The sequence below is a fragment of the Mesorhizobium intechi genome, assembly GCF_002879535.1.
GTDB lineage: Bacteria > Pseudomonadota > Alphaproteobacteria > Rhizobiales > Rhizobiaceae > Mesorhizobium > Mesorhizobium intechi.
Window position 1 is genome coordinate 1 of sequence record NZ_PNOT02000121.1, and the last position, 21,387, is coordinate 21,387.

The 21,387-nt window shown below is 63.2% G+C and carries 14 protein-coding genes; 12 read left to right on the forward strand and 2 right to left on the reverse strand.

Features of this window, described 5'->3' with window-relative positions:
- Positions 1 to 31: 31 nt before the first annotated feature.
- The 8 genes from C1D09_RS10865 to bglA all read left to right on the forward strand — a co-directional run bounded on the left by C1D09_RS10865 (position 32) and on the right by bglA (position 14,098).
- Positions 32 to 814: an ATP-binding cassette domain-containing protein gene (locus C1D09_RS10865; RefSeq protein ID WP_095770950.1), complete on the forward strand. Its 783-nt coding sequence runs from the start codon at positions 32 to 34 to the stop codon at positions 812 to 814.
- Positions 815 to 945: 131 nt separating this feature from the next.
- Positions 946 to 3,414, forward strand: coding sequence for a glycogen/starch/alpha-glucan phosphorylase (locus C1D09_RS10870; protein ID WP_143974262.1), 2,469 nt, complete (start codon positions 946 to 948; stop codon positions 3,412 to 3,414).
- Between the two features lie 109 nt (positions 3,415 to 3,523).
- Entirely contained in the window at positions 3,524 to 5,743 is a 2,220-nt protein-coding gene (gene glgB / locus C1D09_RS10875; protein ID WP_143974263.1) for a 1,4-alpha-glucan branching protein GlgB, read from the forward strand.
- Positions 5,744 to 5,777: 34 nt separating this feature from the next.
- Positions 5,778 to 7,043 (forward strand): glucose-1-phosphate adenylyltransferase, encoded by a 1,266-nt coding sequence (gene glgC, locus C1D09_RS10880; RefSeq protein WP_143974264.1) that lies wholly within the window; start codon positions 5,778 to 5,780, stop codon positions 7,041 to 7,043.
- A gap of 83 nt (positions 7,044 to 7,126) precedes the next feature.
- Positions 7,127 to 8,572: a glycogen synthase GlgA gene (gene glgA, locus C1D09_RS10885; protein WP_143974265.1), complete on the forward strand. Its 1,446-nt coding sequence runs from the start codon at positions 7,127 to 7,129 to the stop codon at positions 8,570 to 8,572.
- A 3-nt stretch (positions 8,573 to 8,575) separates the two neighbouring features.
- A complete protein-coding gene (locus tag C1D09_RS10890; RefSeq protein ID WP_143974266.1) occupies positions 8,576 to 10,204 on the forward strand; it encodes an alpha-D-glucose phosphate-specific phosphoglucomutase in 1,629 nt (542 codons plus the stop codon).
- 199 nt (positions 10,205 to 10,403) lie between these two features.
- Positions 10,404 to 12,464, forward strand: coding sequence for a glycogen debranching protein GlgX (glgX, locus tag C1D09_RS10895; protein ID WP_143974267.1), 2,061 nt, complete (start codon positions 10,404 to 10,406; stop codon positions 12,462 to 12,464).
- A complete protein-coding gene (bglA, locus tag C1D09_RS10900; protein WP_143974268.1) occupies positions 12,464 to 14,098 on the forward strand; it encodes a beta-galactosidase BglA in 1,635 nt (544 codons plus the stop codon). The genes glgX and bglA overlap by 1 nt, the downstream gene beginning before the upstream one ends.
- A gap of 51 nt (positions 14,099 to 14,149) precedes the next feature.
- Here the strand turns inward: bglA and C1D09_RS10905 are convergent, their stop codons facing one another.
- Both C1D09_RS10905 and C1D09_RS10910 read right to left on the reverse strand, forming a co-directional pair.
- A complete protein-coding gene (locus C1D09_RS10905) occupies positions 14,150 to 15,907 on the reverse strand; it encodes a Tad domain-containing protein (RefSeq protein WP_143974269.1) in 1,758 nt (585 codons plus the stop codon).
- Positions 15,908 to 16,354, reverse strand: coding sequence for a TadE/TadG family type IV pilus assembly protein (locus C1D09_RS10910; protein WP_143974270.1), 447 nt, complete (start codon positions 16,352 to 16,354; stop codon positions 15,908 to 15,910). It lies immediately after the preceding gene.
- Positions 16,355 to 16,636: 282 nt separating this feature from the next.
- Between C1D09_RS10910 and C1D09_RS10915 the strand changes: the two genes are divergently transcribed.
- The 4 genes from C1D09_RS10915 to C1D09_RS10930 form a co-directional block, all read left to right on the forward strand.
- Positions 16,637 to 18,229, forward strand: a complete 1,593-nt coding sequence (locus C1D09_RS10915) for a peptide ABC transporter substrate-binding protein (RefSeq protein ID WP_143974271.1) — start codon at positions 16,637 to 16,639, stop codon at positions 18,227 to 18,229.
- A gap of 163 nt (positions 18,230 to 18,392) precedes the next feature.
- Positions 18,393 to 19,316 carry an ABC transporter permease subunit gene (locus C1D09_RS10920; RefSeq protein WP_019857069.1) on the forward strand — a complete coding sequence of 308 codons (924 nt, stop codon included), beginning with the start codon at positions 18,393 to 18,395 and terminating at the stop codon, positions 19,314 to 19,316.
- Entirely contained in the window at positions 19,309 to 20,430 is a 1,122-nt protein-coding gene (locus C1D09_RS10925) for an ABC transporter permease (RefSeq protein ID WP_143974272.1), read from the forward strand. Before C1D09_RS10920 ends, C1D09_RS10925 begins: the two co-directional genes overlap by 8 nt.
- Before the next feature lie 16 nt (positions 20,431 to 20,446).
- A partial coding sequence (locus C1D09_RS10930) for an ATP-binding cassette domain-containing protein (RefSeq protein ID WP_143974273.1) occupies positions 20,447 to 21,387 on the forward strand: 941 nt, incomplete at its 3' end.

The following is a 21,387-nucleotide window of genomic DNA, read 5'->3' on the forward strand; positions in this document are numbered from 1 at the left end:
CGGTCGACCAATGGATCAGAAAGGTTTCGGCATGACCCAGGACCCCATTCTCACCGCGCGCGGCCTGGTCAAGCGCTATGGCCGCGTCACCGCCCTCGACAATGCCGACTTCGACCTCTATCCCGGCGAAATCCTTGCAGTCATCGGCGACAACGGCGCCGGCAAGTCGTCGCTGATCAAGGCGATCTCAGGCGCAGTCGTGCCCGACGAAGGCGAAATCCGGCTTGAAGGCAAGACCGTTGCCTTCAAGTCGCCGATGGAGGCCCGCGAAGCCGGTATCGAGACCGTCTACCAGAACCTCGCGCTGTCGCCGGCGCTGTCGATCGCCGACAACATGTTCCTTGGCCGCGAGATCCGCAAACCCGGCTTCCTCGGGCAATGGCTGCGCATGCTCGACCGTCCGGCGATGGAAAAGCGCGCCCGCGACAAGCTCACCGAACTCGGCCTGATGACCATCCAGAACATCGGCCAGGCGGTGGAGACGCTCTCGGGCGGCCAGCGCCAGGGTGTCGCGGTGGCGCGCGCCGCTGCCTTCGGCAGCCGCGTGGTGATCATGGACGAGCCGACGGCAGCCCTTGGCGTCAAGGAGAGCCGCCGTGTGCTCGAACTGATCCTCGACGTCAAGAAGCGCGGCCTGCCGATCGTTCTGATCTCGCACAACATGCCGCATGTCTTCGAGGTGGCGGACCGCGTCCACATTCACCGCCTCGGCCGTCGCCTCGCCGTCATCGATCCCAAGCAATATACGATGTCCGACGCCGTCGCCTTCATGACCGGCGCCAAGGCGCCTCCGGAGGCTGCGCTGGCTGCCTGATTGTCAAATTGCCGCAGCCCAAGCTGGAGGTCGTTCATCTAAATCGATTGAATATATGTTGCGATGCGGTAACATGGGCTGGGATGAATGGTGAAAGCCGGTATGATCGTTGCAACCGCACGAGAGGCAGCATGACGCGCGCAATGACATCCGAAACCCTTCCGCCACTGCTCGAAAATCCTGATCCGAAGACGCTCGCAAGGGAAGTCTTGGTGGCCCTCAAATACCGGGTCGGCAAGGACACCACCGTCGCGACCCAGTACGACTGGCTGACGGCCTCGATCAAGGTCGTGCGCGACCGCATCGTCGACCGCTGGATGCAGGCGACCAAAGAGGCCTACGACCAGCAGGAAAAGCGCGTATACTATTTGTCGCTGGAGTTTCTCATCGGCCGCCTCATGCGTGACGCCTTCTCCAACCTTGGCCTGATGGCCAATATGCGGGAGGCGCTGTCGTCGCTCGGCGTCGACCTCGATCTCATCGCGGCGCTGGAACCCGACGCGGCGCTGGGCAATGGCGGTCTTGGTCGGCTTGCCGCCTGCTTCATGGAAAGCATGGCGACCGTCGACATTCCCGCGCATGGCTACGGCATCCGCTACGCCAACGGCATGTTCCGCCAGGAGATCCACGACGGCTGGCAGGTCGAACTGCCCGAAACCTGGCTCGATCACGGCAACCCCTGGGAGTTCGAACGGCGCGAACGCTCCTTCGAAGTCGGCTTCGGCGGTTCGGTGGAGTCCATCACGTCAAAGGACGGCCGGCTTGAGCGTCACGTCTGGAAGCCGACCGAACATGTCCTGGCTGTCGCCTACGACACGCCTGTCGTCGGCTGGCGGGCAAATCGCGTCAACACGCTGCGGCTGTGGTCCGGCATGCCGGTCGATCCGATCCTGCTCGACAAGTTCAATGCCGGCGACCACATTGGCGCGCTCGCCGAAAGCAACAAGGCGGACGCGCTGTCGCGCGTGCTTTACCCCGCCGATTCCCACATGGCAGGGCAGGAGCTCAGGCTGCGGCAGGAGTATTTCTTTTCGACCGCCTCGCTGCAGGACATCGCCCAGCGCCATCTCTCCCAGTATGGCGACCTGAAGTCGCTGCCCGACAAGGCGGCGATCCACTTGAACGACACCCACCCGGCGATTGCCGTGCCGGAGCTGATGCGGCTCTTGATGGATGTCCACGGCATGGACTTCGATCTCGCCTGGGACATCACCAAACGCACCTTCGGCTACACCAACCACACGCTTCTTCCCGAAGCGCTGGAAAGCTGGCCGGTGCCGCTGTTCGAGCGGCTTTTGCCGCGCCACATGCAGATCGTCTACGCCATCAACGCGCAGGTGCTTCTGGAGGCACGCGCCACCGGCCAGTTCTCGGGCGAGCAGATCAGCCGCATTTCGCTGATCCAGGAAAATGGCGACCGCCGCGTGCGGATGGGCAATCTGGCCTTTGTCGGCTCGCACTCGATCAACGGTGTGTCGGCGCTGCATACCGAGCTCATGAAGGAAACGGTGTTCGCCGACCTGCACAAGCTCTATCCCGATCGCATCAACAACAAGACCAACGGCATCACGCCACGGCGCTGGCTGATCCAGTGCAACCCCGGCCTGACCTCGCTCGCCCGCGAGGCGATCGGTGACCGTTTTCTCGACGACATCGACGCCATCAAAGGGCTCGACGGCTTTGCCGATGACAGCGCGTTCCGGGAGAAGTTCGCGGGCGTCAAGCGCCAGAACAAGGCGCGGCTGGCCAATCTCGTCGCCGACCGGCTCGGCATCAAGGTCGACCCGTCGGCGCTGTTCGACATCCAGGTCAAGCGCATCCACGAATACAAGCGCCAGCTTCTGAACATCCTCGAGGCGATCGCGCTCTACGATCAGATCCGCTCGCATCCCGAGCGCGACTGGATGCCGCGCGTAAAATTCTTCGGCGGCAAGGCGGCGCCCAGCTACCACAACGCCAAGCTGATCATCAAACTCGCCAATGACGTCGCCAGGGTCATCAACCGCGATCCGGCGGTGCGCGGCTTGCTGAAGGTGGTGTTCGTGCCGAACTACAATGTCAGCCTGGCCGAAGTCATGATGCCTGCGGCCGACCTGTCCGAGCAGATTTCGACCGCCGGCATGGAAGCGTCGGGAACCGGCAACATGAAGTTCGCGCTCAACGGCGCGCTGACCATCGGCACGCTCGACGGCGCCAATGTCGAGATCAAGGAATGCGTCGGCGACCACAACATCTTCATCTTCGGGCTGACCACGGCCGAGGTCGCCGAACGCCGCAACAATGGCTACAACCCGCGCGCCGTGATCGAGGGGTCCCCCGAACTGTCGCAGGCGGTCGCGGCCGTTTCCTCGGGCGTCTTTTCGCCTGATGACCCGGACCGTTACCGCGAGCTCATCAACGGCCTCTATACCAGCGACTGGTTCATGGTCGCCGCCGATTTCGACGCCTACGCCGCCGCGCAGCGTGATGTCGACGCTGTCTGGCGCAACAGCCCGGACTGGTATGCCAGAGCAATCCGCAATGTCGCGCGCGTCGGCTGGTTCTCGTCCGATCGCACCATCCGCCAATACGCGAAAGAAATCTGGAACGTGCCTGCCTGATGTGATTGCATGAGGCCACGAACAAATGTGGTCCCGGTGACGTGGGTTCAATGCCGACGCACATCACCAGAAAAATAGACACCTGGTGCCCTGGGAGGGACACTGCCTGATGAGGAAGCCGCGCGTGACCGCTGCGACAAGCGGGCCGGACGGACTGGCGCCAGCCAGCGATGTTGCGGCGATTGTCGCCGGCACGCACGGAGATCCGTTCGCGGTCCTCGGTGTCCATGAGGTCGGCAAAAGCCTGTTTGCCCGTTGCTTCGTTCCGCATGCCGAGACCGTCACTGCCTATACGCTGACGGGCATAGAGGCCGGTGCGTTGTCCAGGCGAGACGATGCCGGCTTCTTCGAAGGCAGGCTGCAGATCAGGAAGCGGCAGCCGCTGCGCTATCACGCGCGTAATGCCGGCGGTGACTGGTGGCTGACCGATCCTTATTCATTCGGCCCGGTGCTTGGGCCGATGGACGACTACTATATCGCCGAAGGGTCGCATCTCAGGCTGTTCGACAAGCTTGGCGCGCACGTCATCGAGCACGAAGGCGCCACCGGCGTGCATTTCGCCGTCTGGGCTCCCAACGCAAGGCGCGTCTCGGTGGTCGGCGATTTCAACGACTGGGATGGCCGCCGCCACACGATGCGCGATCGCCGCGACACCGGCATATGGGAGGTGTTCATCCCCGACATCGGTGCCGGGCGACCTTACAAATACGAGATCATTGGACCCGATGGCGTCAGGCTGCCGCTGAAGGCCGATCCGTTTGCGTTCAAATCCGAACTGCGTCCCGCTACGGCTTCGGTTGTCGCCGTGCCGCCGGCGCATGAGTGGGGCGACGAGGCACATCGCAACTACTGGGGCAATGCCGATCCTCGGCGCGAAGCCGTCTCGATCTACGAAGTCCACGCCGGATCCTGGCAGCTTCACGACGATGGCACCTTCCTGTCATGGGACGAAATGGCCGACCGGCTGATCCCCTATGTGGTCGAAACCGGCTTCACCCACATCGAGTTCATGCCGATTTCCGAGCATCCCTATGACCCGTCCTGGGGCTATCAGACGACCGGCCTCTATGCGCCGTCGGCCCGCTTCGGCGATCCGGACGGCTTTGCCCGTTTCGTCGATGGCGCGCATCGCGCCGGCGTCGGCGTCATCCTCGACTGGGTGCCGGCGCATTTCCCGGTCGACGCGCATGGCCTGGCCCATTTCGACGGCACCGCGCTCTACGAACATGCCGATCCGCGCAAGGGTTTTCACCCCGACTGGAACACCGCGATCTACAATTTCGGCCGTCGCGAGGTGGTGTCGTTCCTGGTCAACAATGCGCTGTTCTGGGCCGAGAAATATCATGTCGACGGTTTGCGCGTCGATGCGGTCGCCTCGATGCTCTACCTCGATTATTCGCGCAAGGCCGGCGAGTGGATCCCCAACGAGAAGGGGGGGCGCGAGAACCTCGAGGCGGTCTCCTTCCTGCAGAAGATGAACAAGGAGGTTTACGGCCACCATCCCGGCGTCATGACCATCGCCGAGGAATCGACCTCATGGCCGAAGGTCTCGGCGCCGGTGCATGAAGGCGGGCTGGGCTTCGGCTTCAAGTGGAACATGGGCTTCATGCATGACACGCTGGAGTATTTCTCCAAGGAGCCGATTTTCCGCAAGCACCACCACAACGACCTGACCTTCGGTCTGACCTACGCCTTCTCGGAGAATTTCGTGTTGCCGCTCTCGCATGACGAGGTCGTACACGGCAAAGGCACGCTGCTGGGCAAGATGGCCGGCGACGACTGGCAGAAGTTCGCGACCTTGCGCGCCTATTACGGCTTCATGTGGGGCTATCCCGGCAAGAAGCTCCTGTTCATGGGACAGGAATTCGCGCAGCGCCGCGAATGGAGCGAGGCGCGCGCGCTTGACTGGAACCTGCTCGATTTCCGCCCGCATCGCGGCGTCTGGCAGACCGTGCGCGATCTCAACTATCTCTACCGCTCGCGCCCGGCGCTGCACGCCCGCGACTGCGAGCCGGAAGGGTTTTCCTGGCTGATCGTCGATGACAGCCAGAATTCGGTTTTCGCCTGGGTACGCAATGCGCCGGGCGGCAGCCCGGTGGCCGTCATCTCCAACTTCACGCCGGTGCCGCGCGACAATTATCGTGTGCCGCTGCCGGAGGCCGGCAAGTGGCGCGAGATCATCAACACCGACGCATCCGAATATGGCGGCTCCGGCATGGGCAATGGCGGCATGGTCGAGGCAAGGGCGGAAGGCAAGAGCATCTCGGCAACGATGCTTCTGCCGCCGCTGTCGACAATCATGCTCGAACTCATGGCCGAGGCCGACTGACAGGGCGAGACTTGAGTAAATTGGGAGGGTAGAAATGGCAGACTTGAAACGGACCCAGCCGCTGGCGCGCGATGCCATGGCCTATGTACTGGCCGGCGGCCGTGGCAGCCGCCTCAAGGAACTGACCGACCGTCGCGCCAAGCCGGCGGTCTATTTCGGCGGCAAGACGCGCATCATCGACTTCGCGCTCTCCAATGCGCTCAACTCCGGCATCCGCCGCCTCGGCGTCGCCACCCAGTACAAGGCGCATTCGCTGATCCGCCACCTGCAACGCGGCTGGAACTTCCTGCGGCCGGAACGAAACGAAAGCTTCGACATCCTGCCGGCCAGCCAGCGCGTGTCGGAAACGCAATGGTATGAAGGTACGGCCGACGCCGTCTACCAGAACATCGACATCATCGAGGCCTACGGCCCCGAATACATGGTCATCCTGGCCGGCGACCACATCTACAAGATGGACTACGAGATGATGCTGCGTCAGCATGTCGACGCCAATGCCGACGTCACGGTCGGCTGTCTCGAAGTGCCGCGCATGGAGGCCACCGGCTTCGGCGTCATGCATGTCGATGCCAAGGACAATATCATCGCCTTCGTCGAAAAGCCGGCCGATCCGCCCGGCATTCCGGGCAATCCGGACTTCGCCCTGGCCTCGATGGGCATCTACGTCTTCAGGACCAAGTTCCTGATGGAGCAGTTGCGCCGCGACGCCGCCGAGCCGGGCTCAAGCCGCGATTTCGGCAAGGACATCATCCCCTATATCGTCCAGCACGGTAAGGCGATCGCCCACCGTTTCACCAAATCCTGCGTGCGTTCGACCGCGGAGAACGAGGCCTACTGGCGCGATGTCGGAACCGTCGACGCCTATTGGGAAGCCAATATCGACCTGACCGATATCACGCCCGAACTCGACCTCTACGACCGTGACTGGCCGATCTGGACCTATGCCGAGTTGAAGCCGCCGGCAAAATTCGTCCATGACGAGGATGGCCGGCGCGGCTCGGCCGTTTCCTCGCTGGTCTCGGGCGATTGCATCGTGTCCGGTGCTTCGCTGAAGAAGAGCCTGATCTTCACCGGCGCGCGCATCAATTCCTATTCGACACTCGACGAAGTCGTCATGCTGCCCGACGTTCATGTCGGCCGGAACGCAAAGTTGAAACGCGTCGTTATCGACCACGGTGTAAGGATACCGGAGGGGTTGGTCGTCGGCGAGGATCCCGCGCTGGACGCCAAGCGCTTCCGCGTTTCGGAAAAGGGCATCTGCCTGATCACGCAGGACATGATCAACAAACTCGGGCTCTAGAGCAATTCGGCGAAAAGTGCGAAACGTTTTTCGGTCCGGGAATTGCCTGGAAACAGAGAATTGGACAGGATCGGGATAGACGCATGCAGGTTCTGTCAGTCACGCCCGAGATCTTCCCGCTGATCAAGACCGGCGGGCTCGCCGACGTGACCGGTGCGCTGCCCGTCGCGCTCGCGGCCAAGGGTGTGACCATGCGCACGCTCATTCCAGGCTTCCCCGCGGTGATGGAGGGTTTCAAGAAACGCAGGGCCGTCTACCAATATCCGCTGCTGCAAGGCGGCAAGGCCTCTATCCACGCCGTCGAGCTTGCCGGGCTCGACCTGTTCGTGCTCGACGCGCCGCATCTGTTCGACCGTCCCGGCGGTCCCTACGGCAATGCTTCGGGCGCCGACTGGCCGGACAATTGGCGGCGTTTCGCGGCCCTGAGCCAAGCCGGCGCCGATATCGCCGGCGGCGCCATCTCGGGCTACCTGCCCGACATCGTCCATGCCCATGACTGGCAATCGGCGATGACGCTGGCCTATATGCGCTACGGCAAGGCGGTCGGCACGCCGTCGATGATGACCGTCCACAATCTCGCCTTCCAGGGACAGTTCGGCGCCGGCATCTTCGGTGAACTAGGCCTACCGGCGGTCGCGATGGCGCTTGACGGCGTCGAATATTATGGTGGCGTCGGCTTCCTCAAGGCCGGCCTGCAGGCGGCCTGGGCGATCACCACGGTGAGCCCGACCTATGCGCAGGAGATACGTTCGCCGGAATTCGGCATGGGTCTCGACGGACTGATCAACATGCGCTCCAGCGATCTCTACGGCATCGTCAACGGCATCGACACCGCCATCTGGGATCCGCAGACGGACAAGCACCTGGTGTCGAACTATACGGCCACAACGCTCAAGGCACGGGCCCCGAACAGGGCGGCCGTGGTGGAGCGCTTCGGCCTCGACCGTGGCGACAGCCCGATCGTCTGCGTCATCAGCCGGCTGACCTGGCAGAAGGGCATGGACATATTGGCCACGGTGATCGACGGCATCGTCGCAACCGGGACAAGGCTGGCCATATTGGGCTCGGGTGACGCGGGCCTCGAAGGCGCGCTGCTTGCCGCCGCCGCACGCCACCGTGGCCGCATCGGCGTGGTCATCGGTTATGACGAAGGGCTGTCGCACACCATGCAGGGCGGCTGCGACGCCATCATCATCCCGTCGCGCTTCGAACCTTGCGGACTGACTCAGCTCTACGGCCTGCGCTACGGTTGCGTGCCGGTGGTCGCCCGCACCGGCGGCCTTGCCGACACAATCATCGACGCCAACGAAGCGGCGATGGCGGCCGGCGTGGCGACAGGGTTCGAGTTCGCTCCCAACAATGGCAGTGCGATGCTGCACGCCATACGCCGCCTGGCCGATGCCTTCGCCGATCCCGCGGCCTTCGAGACCATTCAGCGCCAGGGCATGAAGGCCGATGTGTCATGGGACAAGAGCGCGGAAAAATATCTTGAACTCTATCGCCTGCTGCTTTCGAAAAGGGTTGCCTGAAGCATGATACGGACCGTCCCCACCAAGCCCTATTCAGACCAGAAGCCCGGCACGTCGGGCCTGCGCAAGAAGGTGCCCGTGTTTCAGCAGGAGCACTATGCCGAGAATTTCATCCAGTCGATCTTCGACGCCCTTGACGGCTTCCAGGGCAAGACGCTGGTGATCGGCGGCGACGGCCGCTTCTACAACCGCGAGGTCATCCAGAAGGCCATCGCCATGGCGGCCGCCAACGGCTTCGGCAAGGTGATGGTCGGGCAGGGCGGCATATTGTCGACACCGGCCGCCTCGCATGTCATCCGCAAATACAAGACCTTCGGCGGCATCATCCTGTCGGCCAGCCACAATCCCGGCGGCCCGCATGAGGATTTCGGCATCAAGTACAATGCCGGCAATGGCGGCCCGGCGCCGGAAAAGCTGACCGACGCGATCTTCGCCAAGACCAAGGCGATTTCGAGCTTCAAGACATCAGACATCGATCCGATCGACATCGACACGATCGGCACCGTCAAGGCCGCCGGCATGACGGTCGAGGTCATCGATCCGGTCGCCGATTATGCCGAACTGATGGAAAGCCTGTTCGATTTCGACGCGCTGCGCAGACTGTTCAAATCGGGCTTCCGCATGCGCTTCGACGCCATGCATGCGGTGACCGGACCCTATGCCAAGGAAATCCTCGAGAACCGGCTCGGCGCGGCCAGCGGCACGTGCCGAAACTTCAAGCCGCTGCCGGATTTCGGTGGCCATCATCCGGATCCGAACCTGGTGCACGCCAAGCATCTCTATGACGAGATGATGGGGCCGGACGCGCCGGATTTCGGTGCCGCTTCCGACGGTGACGGCGACCGCAATCTGATCATCGGCAAGGGCATCTTCGTCACCCCGTCGGATTCGGTGGCGATGCTTGCCGCCAATGCCCGTCTGGCACCCGGCTACAAGGACGGGCTGAAGGGCATCGCCCGTTCGATGCCGACCAGTGGCGCCGCCGACCGCGTCGCCGAAAAACTCGGCATCGATATGTACGAGACGCCGACCGGCTGGAAGTTTTTCGGCAATCTGCTCGATGCCGGCATGGCGACAATCTGCGGCGAGGAGAGCGCCGGCACCGGCTCCAATCACGTGCGCGAAAAGGACGGCCTGTGGGCGGTGCTGCTCTGGCTCAACATCCTCGCCGCGCGGGGCGAAAGCTGCAAGCAGGTCGTCACAGAGCACTGGGCGGCCTACGGGCGCAACTACTATTCCCGCCACGACTATGAGGAGGTCGAGAGCGACCGCGCCAACGCTCTGGTGGATGAACTCAGAGCCAAGCTAGGTTCGTTGCCCGGCACCAGCGTGCGCGGCCTGAAGATCGCCAAGGCCGACGATTTCGCCTATCACGACCCGGTCGACGGTTCGACCAGCAAGCATCAGGGCATCAGGATCCTGTTCGAAGGCGGTTCGCGCGTCGCCTTCCGGCTTTCCGGCACTGGCACGTCCGGCGCGACGCTGCGCGTCTATATCGAGCGCTACGAGCCGGACAAGGCGAGGCACGATCTCGACACGCAGGCAGCCCTTGCCGACCTCATCGCTGCAGCAGACGACATCGCCGGGATCAAGAGCCACACCGGCCGCAACAAGCCGAGCGTGATTACTTGAGAGTGGCGGTGAGGGCTTTTCCTTCTCCCCTCGTGGGAGAAGGTGGCCGAGCGAAGCTCGGTCGCATGAGGGGTGCTCCAGCTTGGCGCAAACCAACGTCCAGGCCACCGGCGCCTCATCCCTTCCAGCACCCCTCATCCGTTTCGGCACCGCGCGCAGTTCCACCTTCTCCCACAAGGGGAGAAGGGAAGGCGCTCTCATGACCCAACTTGGCGCCACCGTCACCCGCGACGGCATCCGCTTCGCAGCCTGGTCCTCGTCGGCACGCCGCCTCTGGGTGTCGATCTTCGACGAGCAGGGAAACCGCGAACTCGACCGGTTGGAGTTGCAGCCGGAAGGCGAGGGGGTGCATGCGGTCTTTGTTCCCGGCCCCGCCTCGGGGACGCGATATGGCTTTCGCGCCGACGGCGACTATGCGCCCGAGCGCGGGTTGTGGTTCGACCCCGACAAGCTGCTTACCGATCCCTACGCCGTCGAAATCGACCGGCCATACGCCTATCACTGGCGGCTCGCCGCGCGGCGCAATGAGGGTGCAGACACCGCGCCGCTGATGCCCAAGACCCTGGCGAAAGCCTTGCCCGAAGCGGTGCCTGTGTTGCCGCCGCTGTTTCGACCCGGCGGCCTGATCTACGAGGTGCCTGTGCGCGCCTTCACCAAGCTGCACCCGGACATTGCGCCAGCGCAGCGCGGCACGATCGCGGCGCTTGCTCATCCTGTCATCATCGAACATCTGCAAAGGCTCGGCGTGTCGGCCGTCGAACTGATGCCGGTGACGGCGTCGATCGACGAGCGGCACCTGTCGCCGCTGGGCCTGAGAAATGCCTGGGGCTACAATCCCGTCACCTTCATGGCGCTCGACCCGCGTCTTGCGCCCGGCGGCCTCAGGGAATTGCGCGACACCGTGGCGGCGCTGCGGAAGGCCGGCATCGCCACAATCCTCGATCTCGTCTTCAACCACACGGGCGAAAGCGACCGGCTGGGGCCGACGCTGTCGCTGCGCGGCCTCGACAACCAGACCTATTATCGGCACCAGCCGGATGGCAGGCTGGTCAATGACACCGGCACCGGCAACACCGTCGCCTGCGATCATCCGGCGGTGCGGGACATGGTGCTCGACACGCTCCGGCATTTTGTCTGCAATGCCGGCGTCGACGGCTTCCGCTTCGATCTGGCGCCCGTGCTGGGCCGCGTCGACGGCGTGTTCGATCCCGCGGCGCCCTTGCTCGCGGCGATCGCCGGCGATCCCATGCTGGCCGATCGCGTGTTGGTCGCCGAACCCTGGGATATCGGTCCTGACGGCTACCAGCTCGGCAACTTCCCACCGCGCTTCCTCGAATGGAACGATCGCTATCGCGACGATGCCCGGCGCTTCTGGCGCGGTGATGCCGGCGCGGCAGGAACGCTGGCGACCCGGCTTGCCGGTTCGTCCGATGTTTTCGGCAGGGCCGGCCAGCCGGCCAGCCGCACGGTCAATTTCATCGCCGCCCATGACGGCATGACGCTGGCCGATCTCGTCGCCTATGAGCGCAAGCACAACCAGGACAATGGCGAGCAGAACCGCGACGGCCACAACGACAATTTGTCCTGGAACAATGGCGCCGAGGGCGAGACGGAGAGTGCGGCGATCGTCAAAGCGCGCTTCGACGACCAGTGCGCGCTGCTCGCCACGCTGTTTGCCTCGCGCGGCACCATCATGCTGACAGCGGGCGACGAGTTCGGCCGCAGCCAGAAGGGCAACAACAATGCCTATGCGCAGGACAACGCCGTCACCTGGCTCGACTGGGCCGGCCGCGACCAGGCGCTGGAGCGCTACGCATCGGCGCTCGGCATGCTTCGCCGCACCGTCCCCGCTCTTTCGGACATAGATTTCCTGACTGGACAATCGGCCGATGCCTCAGGCGTTCCCGACGTCGCCTGGTTGAGCGAGACCGGCATGCCGCTCGCCGAGACGGACTGGAACGACCCCGCGCGGCATCGCCTCGTCATGATATTGGGTGATGCAGGCGGCGACCGCCTTGCCGTCATGATCAATGGCGATCGTCGTCAATGCGTCTTCACCTTGCCCGTGCGGGAAGGCTTCCGATGGCAGCCGGCGATCGAGACGCAGGCGATCGACCTTGCGCGGCCGCTGCCGGGCCGCAGCGTCCGTTTCATGGCAGAGCACCGGACCGAAAAGTCGCAGCCGGCTCTCGGGCAATCCGATGCGAAAACGACTGGCTCGCGCCGGACCGCCAAGGGTCGCGCCAGGAAGGGTTCGTGATGGTCGATGACAATACGGGCCAGGCGAACGCATGGTGGCGCGGCTGCGTCATCTACCAGGTCTATCCGCGCTCCTTCCAGGATACGACCGGCGACGGCAGCGGCGATCTCAAGGGTATCACCGCGCGGCTTGCCCACATCGCCTCGCTCGGCGTCGATGCTGTCTGGCTCTCGCCCTTCTTCAAGTCGCCGATGGCCGATATGGGCTATGACGTGTCGGACTATCGCGACGTCGATCCGATGTTCGGTTCGCTGGAGGATTTCGATGCTCTTGTCGCCGAAGCGCACCGGCTCGGCCTGAAGGTCGTCATCGACCAGGTGCTGTCTCACTCATCCGACAAGCACGAATGGTTCATCGAGAGCCGCGCCAGCCGCGACAATCCCAAGGCCGACTGGTACGTCTGGGCCGATACGAAACCCGACGGCAATGCCCCCAACAACTGGCTGTCCGTCTTCGGCGGCCCGGCCTGGGAGTGGGATTCGACCCGTCGGCAATACTACATGCATAATTTCCTCGCCTCGCAGCCCGATCTGAATTTCCACAATCCGGACGTCCAGGACGCGCTGCTGGACACGGTGCGCTTCTGGCTCGATCGTGGCGTCGACGGTTTCCGCCTCGATACGGTCAACTATTATGTCCATGACCGTTGGCTGCGCAGCAATCCGCCCCTGGCGTCGAGCGTCGCCGGCACCAATGGCGAGACCAACACTTACCTTTACCAGGAGCATTTGTTCGACAAGACGCAGCCGGAGAACCTGGCCTTCCTCAGGCGTTTCCGGGCGCTGCTCGATGAATATCCAGACCGCGCCGCCGTCGGCGAAATCGGTGATGAGGGCCGCTCGCTGCAGACGCTGGCCGCCTACACCTCGGGCGGCGACAAGCTGCAGATGTGCTACACCTTCGACCTGCTCGGTCCGCAATTTTCGGCGGCGCATGTGCGCGGCTGTGTCGAGGCCTTCGAGCATGCGGTTGCCGACGGCTGGGTCTGCTGGGCGTTCTCCAACCATGACGTGGTGCGCCATGTCAGCCGGTGGACAAGGCCGGATGGCGATGCCGACGCGGTGGCCAGATTCTCCATCATGCTGCTTGCATGCCTGCGCGGTTCGATCTGCCTCTATCAGGGTGAGGAACTCGGTCTGGAGGAGGCGGAGCTGGCTTATGAGGATCTGCGCGATCCCGTCGGCATCCGTTTCTGGCCGGGTGTTAAGGGCAGGGATGGCTGCCGTACGCCGATGGTTTGGGAAGCCGGCGCCGACAATGCGGGTTTTTCGACGGGCAAGCCCTGGCTGCCAGTCCCCGCCGGCCATCGCGCCCGCGCCGCCGATGTGCAGAACGGCAGCGCGCAATCGGTGCTGTCCGCCTACCGTTCGACGCTCGCCTTGCGCAGGCGGCATCCGGCGCTGGTCAGCGGTTCGATCCGCTTTCTCGACGCCGAAGGCGACGTGCTGGCCTTCATCCGCGAAGGCGGTAGGCAGAGACTGCTCTGCGTTTTCAATTTCGCTGGAGAGCCGGCGAATTGGGCCTTGCCACCGGATATTGGCGCTGTCGCTGCTGTCCTTGCTGGCGCCGCTGCCGGCGAGGAGGAAGCGCTTTCGCTGCCGGCTCTCGGTTGCTTCCTTGGCCGGCTCGACTGACTGGCCGTTCGACCGCGCCTTGGCCAGGCGACCCGCTTGGCCAGGAAAGCCTTACTGAACGAGCACCGCCCGACCGCAGGTCGCCCCGGTGACGCGCACGTCGGCCTGGCCGACGCCGACACCCAAGGCCGACAGCACGTTGTAGAGCAAGTCGTCGACGGGCGCCGTTACGGTGTTGAGCAGGGTCACCACCGCCGGCTTGACCGTTGCAAGCAGGGCGGTCAGATCGATGCCAAGACCAAGCACATTGACCGAGAGCGACAGATTGTTGACCAGCGACGTGGTGAGCGACTGCGAGATGTTGCGTGTTGAAACGGTCTTGACCGCTTTGTTGGCGATATCGGTCGCATTGAACGTCAAGGTCTGCGGGTTGTTGTTGGTGATGGCGGTCGCGGCCGAACCCATCACCTGGATCAGCGGTAACAACAGCAGCTTCACATCGGCGATGTCCGCATCGGTGAAGGTCTGTGGCTGGCTGAAATCGGCGAAGCCGGAGGGATTGTTGCTGTTGGCCAGGTTCAACTGGGCAACACCCGGGTGCGCGGCGATGGAGACGCTGATGCTGGAAGGCCCTGTCGGACAGGTGATGTCGGTCAGCTTGGCCTCGGCATAGGCGACTTCGACATTGAGCGGCAGATTGACGGCTACCAGATTGACGCCGCCACCGATGCCGGGCGTGCCTATACCGACTGACGCCCTCAGTTTGATGCGCGTCTGGGCGGTCCGCACAACCTTCCCGATGCCGTCGACCGCGAGCCAGGGCGAGGATTGCGCGGGCTCCCCGATGGCGATGTTGAGCTTGGTCGAGAGCAGCCCCGGTATGGTGGCGCCGAGATCGATCGCGGCCTGGTTGGTGCCGTTGGCAAGTACAGCGGCAGCGGTCAGCATCCCCATGGCGCTTGCATCGACGCCGAGGCCGGACGGCTGTTGCCCGAGCCCAAGGCTGCCGACGGAGCCGAGATCGACAAGGCTGGAGAGCGGGATCTTGACCGTGCTGGTCGACTTGGAGGCGATGGTCTGCAGGGCGACCTTGGCCGTGTTGCCGAGGCCAGGGACATTGGCCATGGCGGTGGCGATCTGGCCGACGGTCGCTTTCGAGGCCAGCACGTCCGAATAGGTGCCGGCAGTGATGTTCAGCTGTGTGGCGAGCGCGCTGATGAAGGACAACACGCTGACATCGGCCGAGATCAGCCCGTTATAATCCATGACACTGAGTGAGATGTTGCCGCCGAGGAGCCCGCTCAGCAAGGCATTGAGGATGCCGCCATTGACGCTAAGCAGTCTCGACCCCACCGAGAATGTCGCCTGCGGCGTCATGCTGGCCGTGGCCTGGGTGCCGATGACCGGAGTGGGGATCAGCGAACTCGCGAAATAGCGGGCGGGGATTTTCGCCAGCGTGACACGCACCGCATTATAGGGGGTCACGCCCGGCTGGAAGCGCTGGGTGACGTTGGTGGTCGTCGAGGCATATCGGCCTTGCGTGACCGTCACCACCGTCTTGCCGACGGCCGGGGCAATGGTCTGGCCCGAGGCTTGAACGACGATACCTGGCATGCCGTTGTCGGTGAGGGTGGTGACGACAGCCGTGTTGACATTGTTGATGTTCGAGGCTGCGGTGATCGCCGCCAGATCGACCATCGCCTGGGCCTGCCGGCGTTCGGTGTAGATGGAGGCCTCGTCGATGGCGACCGCTGCCAACGCCAGCGCGACCGGCGCGCTCAGCGCTGTCATGACGGCGAAGTTCGCTTTCCTGTCCCCCATCATAGACCGTGCAAGCCGGCCGATACCCTTGCCTGCACGCTGCGGCATTCAAATACCCCCAACCCTGATCGTTGACTGACGATTGATGGTGGTCCCTGGCATGGCTATGCCCGGGAAGAGATTCCAGATCGGCAGGTTGCGTGCATCGTACGAGATCGAGACCACGAACTGGCTGCCGTCGGCCACGCTGTCATTGGCCTGGTAGGTCAGTTTGCTGGCGTCCACGAATGGGTAACCGCCGGCATTGTTGGCGAGGAAGGCGGCAACGAGCGTCTGCCGCTCCGTCTGGTTAAGCCCGGCTATAGCCGTCCGGGCGGCATCCGCCGCGATCTGCTGGATCGAGTTCGCAGCACCAAAATAGATACCGTACGCAACCATTCCGAGCAGGAGAAGGATGAAAATCGGCGCCAACAGGGCGAACTCGACCGCCGACGTTCCCGAATTTTCTGTCCGGAAGGCGCGTTTTCGGAGCCTGGAAATGAGGTTCTGAACCATGATACCAGCATGCCAAAGTTCGCATGCAGAAAGCGAAAACTCTGGGTGCAACCTGAGGGTGCGCGCGATTGAAAATGCCGTTCTAATTTAGCTGTTGCTTCTTCGAATCTGAGATTGACTTAGGGTCAATCAGTACTCGGTTGAAAAGAGCTTACCTCCTGTCTAGTCTCCTGCCACCAGCTGCCGGGGGGAACCGGCGGCGCGCTCAAAGGAACCAGGCATCGGTTCCGGGGCGTCAACACTCAAAGGCGCGCCCACGGCAGCGCCGACAGGGAGAACTTCATGCTGAAAAACATGCTGAAGGCGACGGTATTCGCCACCACTATGGCGGTAGCCGCCGGCGCATTCTACTCACCGGCGTTCGCCGAGAGCGTCTATAACAGGGGCACAGCCGCCGAATCGGAGTCCGTCGACCCGCACAAGACCTCGACGGTCTATGAAGCCAATGTGCTGCGTGACCTGTTCCAGGGTCTGGTCATGCAGGACCAGAAGGCGAACCTCATTCCGGGCGCCGCCGAAAGCTGGACGGTATCGGATGACGGCACCGTCTACACCTTCAAGCTGCGCAAGGACGGCATGTGGTCGGACGGGAGCCCGGTGACGGCGGACGACTTCGTCTACGCCTTCCATCGGCTGGAAGATCCGGCGACCGGCGCCGAATACGCCTCGATGCTGTATCCGGTGAAGGGCGCCGAGGACGTCAACACCAAGAAAGGCAAGCCCGAGGACATGGGCGTCAAGGCGATCGACGCCAACACCCTGGAGGTGACGCTCAAGGCGCCGACGCCTTACTTCCTGGAGATGCTGACCCACCAGGCGACCTATCCGGTCAGCAAGGCCTCGATTGAAAAGCTTGGCGCCGACTGGATCAAGCCTGGCAAGCTCGTCTCGAACGGCGCCTATACGCTGGCCGAATGGGTTCCCAACGACCACATGAAGCTGGTTAAGAATCCCAAATTCTGGGACGCCGCGACCGTCAAGTTCGACGTGGTCAACTACATCCCGACCGAAGACCGCTCATCGGCGATGAAGCGCTTCGAGGCAGGCGAACTCGACAGCTATGACGATCTGCCGACCGAACAGCTCGCTGACCTCAAGACCAAGTTCGGCGACCAGATCCATGTCGGCCCGTATCTCGGCACCTACTATTATGCGATCAAGACTGACAAAGCGCCGTGGAACAATCCTGAACTGCGCACCGCCATCTCGATGGCGATCGACCGCGACTTCATCGCTGAAAAGGTCTGGCAGAACTCGATGCTGCCCGGCTATTCCATGGTGCCTCCCGGCATCGAGGGCTACACGCCCGCAATGGCCAAGTATGCCGACATGCCGCAGATAGACCGCGAGGACGCGGCCAAGAAAATCCTCGAGAAACTCGGCTACACGCCCGAACATCCGCTGAAGATGGAAATCCGCTACAACACCTCGGAGAACCACAAGAACACCGCGGTCGCCATCCAGGAACAGCTGAAGCCGCTTGGCGTCGACGTCACGCTGCTCAACACCGACACCAAGACCCACTACTCCTTCCTCGAGCAGAAGGGTGACTATGACGTCGCTCGTGCCGCCTGGATCGCCGACTACAAGGATCCGGAAACCTTCCTCGGCATCTCGCGCAAGGCGAGCGGCAACAACTACTCGAACTACAACAGCCCGGCCTATGAAGCGGCCATGGACAAGGCTGCCGCCGCCGGCGGCAAGCCCGAGGAGCGCATGAAGGAGCTCTCCGAGGCGGAGCGCATTCTCGTCGACGACGTCGGCCAGATCCCGCTGCTCTACTACAGCTACCACGACATCGTGTCCTCGAAGCTGCATGGCTTCGTCGACAATGTGATGGATATCCATCCGTCGCGTTTCGTCAGCAAGGATTGATCCCTGGCCAAGCCGCCGCGCACTGAAGTGCGCGGCGGTGCTGGTTTGCCATCGCATCGGCCGGGAAGCGCAATCGATTTTCGGAAAATCCGGTGCGAAGATTTGAAGGCTGGAGCACAATGGTCCAATTGGACACGCGTGTTCCGGATCAAGCGGGGCACCGATGCTGCGATACGTATTCCGGCGGCTTTTGACCGCCATCCCGACGCTGTTCGTCATCGTGACGATGGCGTTCTTCCTGATGCGCGTCGCGCCAGGCGGGCCATTCAACCAGGAGCGGGGGCTGAGTCCCGAGATCAAGGCCAACCTTGAAGCCCAGTTCGGCCTCAACGATCCGCTCTGGCTGCAATATGTTCACTATCTCGGCAATCTGCTGCGCGGCAATTTCGGCCCGAGCTACAACATGCCGGATTTCACCGTCACCGAACTGTTCGCCAAGGGCCTGCCCATTTCGGTGCAACTCGGCGCTTCGGCGCTGATCCTGGCGCTGCTGCTCGGTTCCGTGCTCGGCACCATTGCCGCGCTCAACCAGAACAAGCTTGGCGACTATACGGTGATTGCGCTGGCGACCGCCGGCAGTACCATCCCGACCTTCGTCATCGCCCCGGTGATCCAGCTTCTCTTCGGGTTGACCTGGAAGCTCCTGCCGATCGGCGGCTGGGGCGACGGCGCCTTCATCAACAAGGTCGGCCCGGTGCTGACGCTTGCCTTACCGCAGATCGCCATCGTCGCCCGCCTGATGCGCGGCTCGATGATCGAATCACTGCGCTCCCACCACATCCGCACCGCCCGCGCCCTCGGCCTTTCCGACTGGTCGGTGGTGGTCAAGCACGCCTTGCGCGGCGCGATCCTGCCGATCGTTTCGTTCACCGGCCCGGCGGCGGCCGCCCTTTTGACCGGCTCCGTCATCGTCGAGACGATCTTCTCCATTCCCGGCGTCGGCCGCTATTTCGTCGATGCGGCGCTCAACCGCGACTACACGCTGGTGATGGGGACGGTGGTGGTGATCGCCATCTTCACCATCGTCTTCAACCTGATCGTCGACGTCATGTATGCGGTCGTCGACCCGAGGGTGCGCTATGACTGACATCGCAGCCACCGCTCCCGCTGTCGTCGGCCGTTCACTGTGGGGCGATGCGTGGGCGCGCCTCAAGGCCAACCGCGCCGCCATGTTCAGCCTCTACTACCTTGCCTTGATCGGGCTCCTCAGCGTGTTTGGCCCCTGGTTCGTGCCACATCAGTACACGACCATATATGCTGACTATGTGCGCATGCCGCCAAGCCTGACAGCCTATCCGAAGCCCGACATGATCGAGTCCGCGCTCAATGACGCGATCAAGCGCATGCGGGTCGATATCAAGGAATGGCACCAGGAGGGCAATCACGTCTTCGTCACGGTCAAGTCGACCAAGCCGATCGATGATCGCAACATCCGCTACCTCGACCGCTCCGACGCCTTCGACGACACCAAGATCGAGAGCAAGTCGCCCGACGGTCTGGAAGTGACGATGAGTGCGTCGGTCAAGCAGCAATATTTTGTGTTCGGCACCGACAACACCGGCCGCGATCTGCTCTCGCGCACGCTGATGGCCGGTCGCATTTCACTGGCCATCGGCCTGCTCGCCGGCGTCGTGGCGGTGGTGATCGGGGTGATCTATGGCGCCGCCGCGGGTTTCTCCGGCGGCAGGATCGACGAGGTGATGATGCGCATCGTCGATGTGCTCTATTCCTTGCCGTTCATCTTCTTCGTCATCATGCTGGTGGTGTTCTTCGGCCGCAACTTCGTGCTGATGTTCCTGGCGGTTGGCGCGGTGCTGTGGCTCGACATGGCGCGCATCGTGCGCGGCCAGGCGCTGTCGATCCGCCGTCAGGAATATGTCCAGGCGGCGGAAGCGATGGGCGTCGGCCAGCGCGGCATCCTGCTGCGCCACGTAATCCCCAATCTGCTCGGCCCGGTTGTCATCTACATGACCTTGCTGGTGCCGCAGGTCATCATCCTGGAGAGTTTTCTGTCGTTCCTCGGCCTCGGCGTCCAGGAGCCAATGACCAGCTGGGGCGTGCTGATTTCGGTCGGCGCCAAGAACATCGGCACCGCCAACTGGCTGCTTCTGTTCCCCGCCTTTTTCCTCGTCTCGACGCTGTTTGCGCTGAATTTCGTCGGCGACGGCCTGCGTGACGCGCTTGACCCGAGAGATCGATAAGATGGGGACCGCTGACATGGCCACGCCCGAACGGATCCTCAGCGTCAAGGACCTGCGTGTCCGCTTCCGCACGCTCGACGGCGCGGTCGAAGCGGTGAAGGGCATCAACATCCACGTCAATGCCGGCGAGACCGTCGCCGTCGTCGGCGAGTCCGGCTCCGGCAAGAGCCAGACCATGATGGCGGCGATGAACCTGCTCGCCTCGAACGGCGAGGCCACGGGCAGCGTCGACTATCGCGGCCGCAACTTGCTGACGCTGAGCAAATCCGACCTGAACAAGGTGCGCGGCGCCAAGATCAGCATGATCTTCCAGGAGCCGATGACCTCGCTCGATCCGCTCTATTCGATCGGCAATCAGCTGATCGAGCCGATCCGCAGGCATCGTGGCCTGAATGCCGCCGAGGCGCGCGAAGAGGCGCTCAAGCTCTTGCGGCTGGTGCACATTCCCGATCCAGAGCGGCGGATGAAATCCTACCCGCATGAGATGTCCGGCGGCCAGCGCCAGCGCGTGATGATCGCCATGGCGCTGGCCAACGATCCCGACATCCTGATCGCCGACGAGCCGACCACCGCGCTCGACGTGACAATACAGGCGCAGATTCTGATGCTGCTCGCCGAATTGCAGCGCAAGCTCGGCATGGCCATCGTCTTCATCACCCACGATCTAGGCATTGTCCGGCGCTTCGCCGACAGGGTCTATGTCATGCGCCAGGGCGAGGTGGTCGAGGAGGGCGAGGCGGGAGCCATCTTCGCCAACCCGCAGCACGCCTATACCAAGATGCTGCTGGCGGCCGAGCCGACGGGAAGCAAGGCGCCGCCGCCCGCCAATGCCCCTGTCGTGCTCGAAGGCAGGCATGTCGAGGTCACATTCAGGATCGGCGGCGGGTTTCTTGCCGGCGAGCCGCTGATGCTGCGTGCCGTCGACGACATTTCGATCCGGCTGCAGCGTAACCAGAC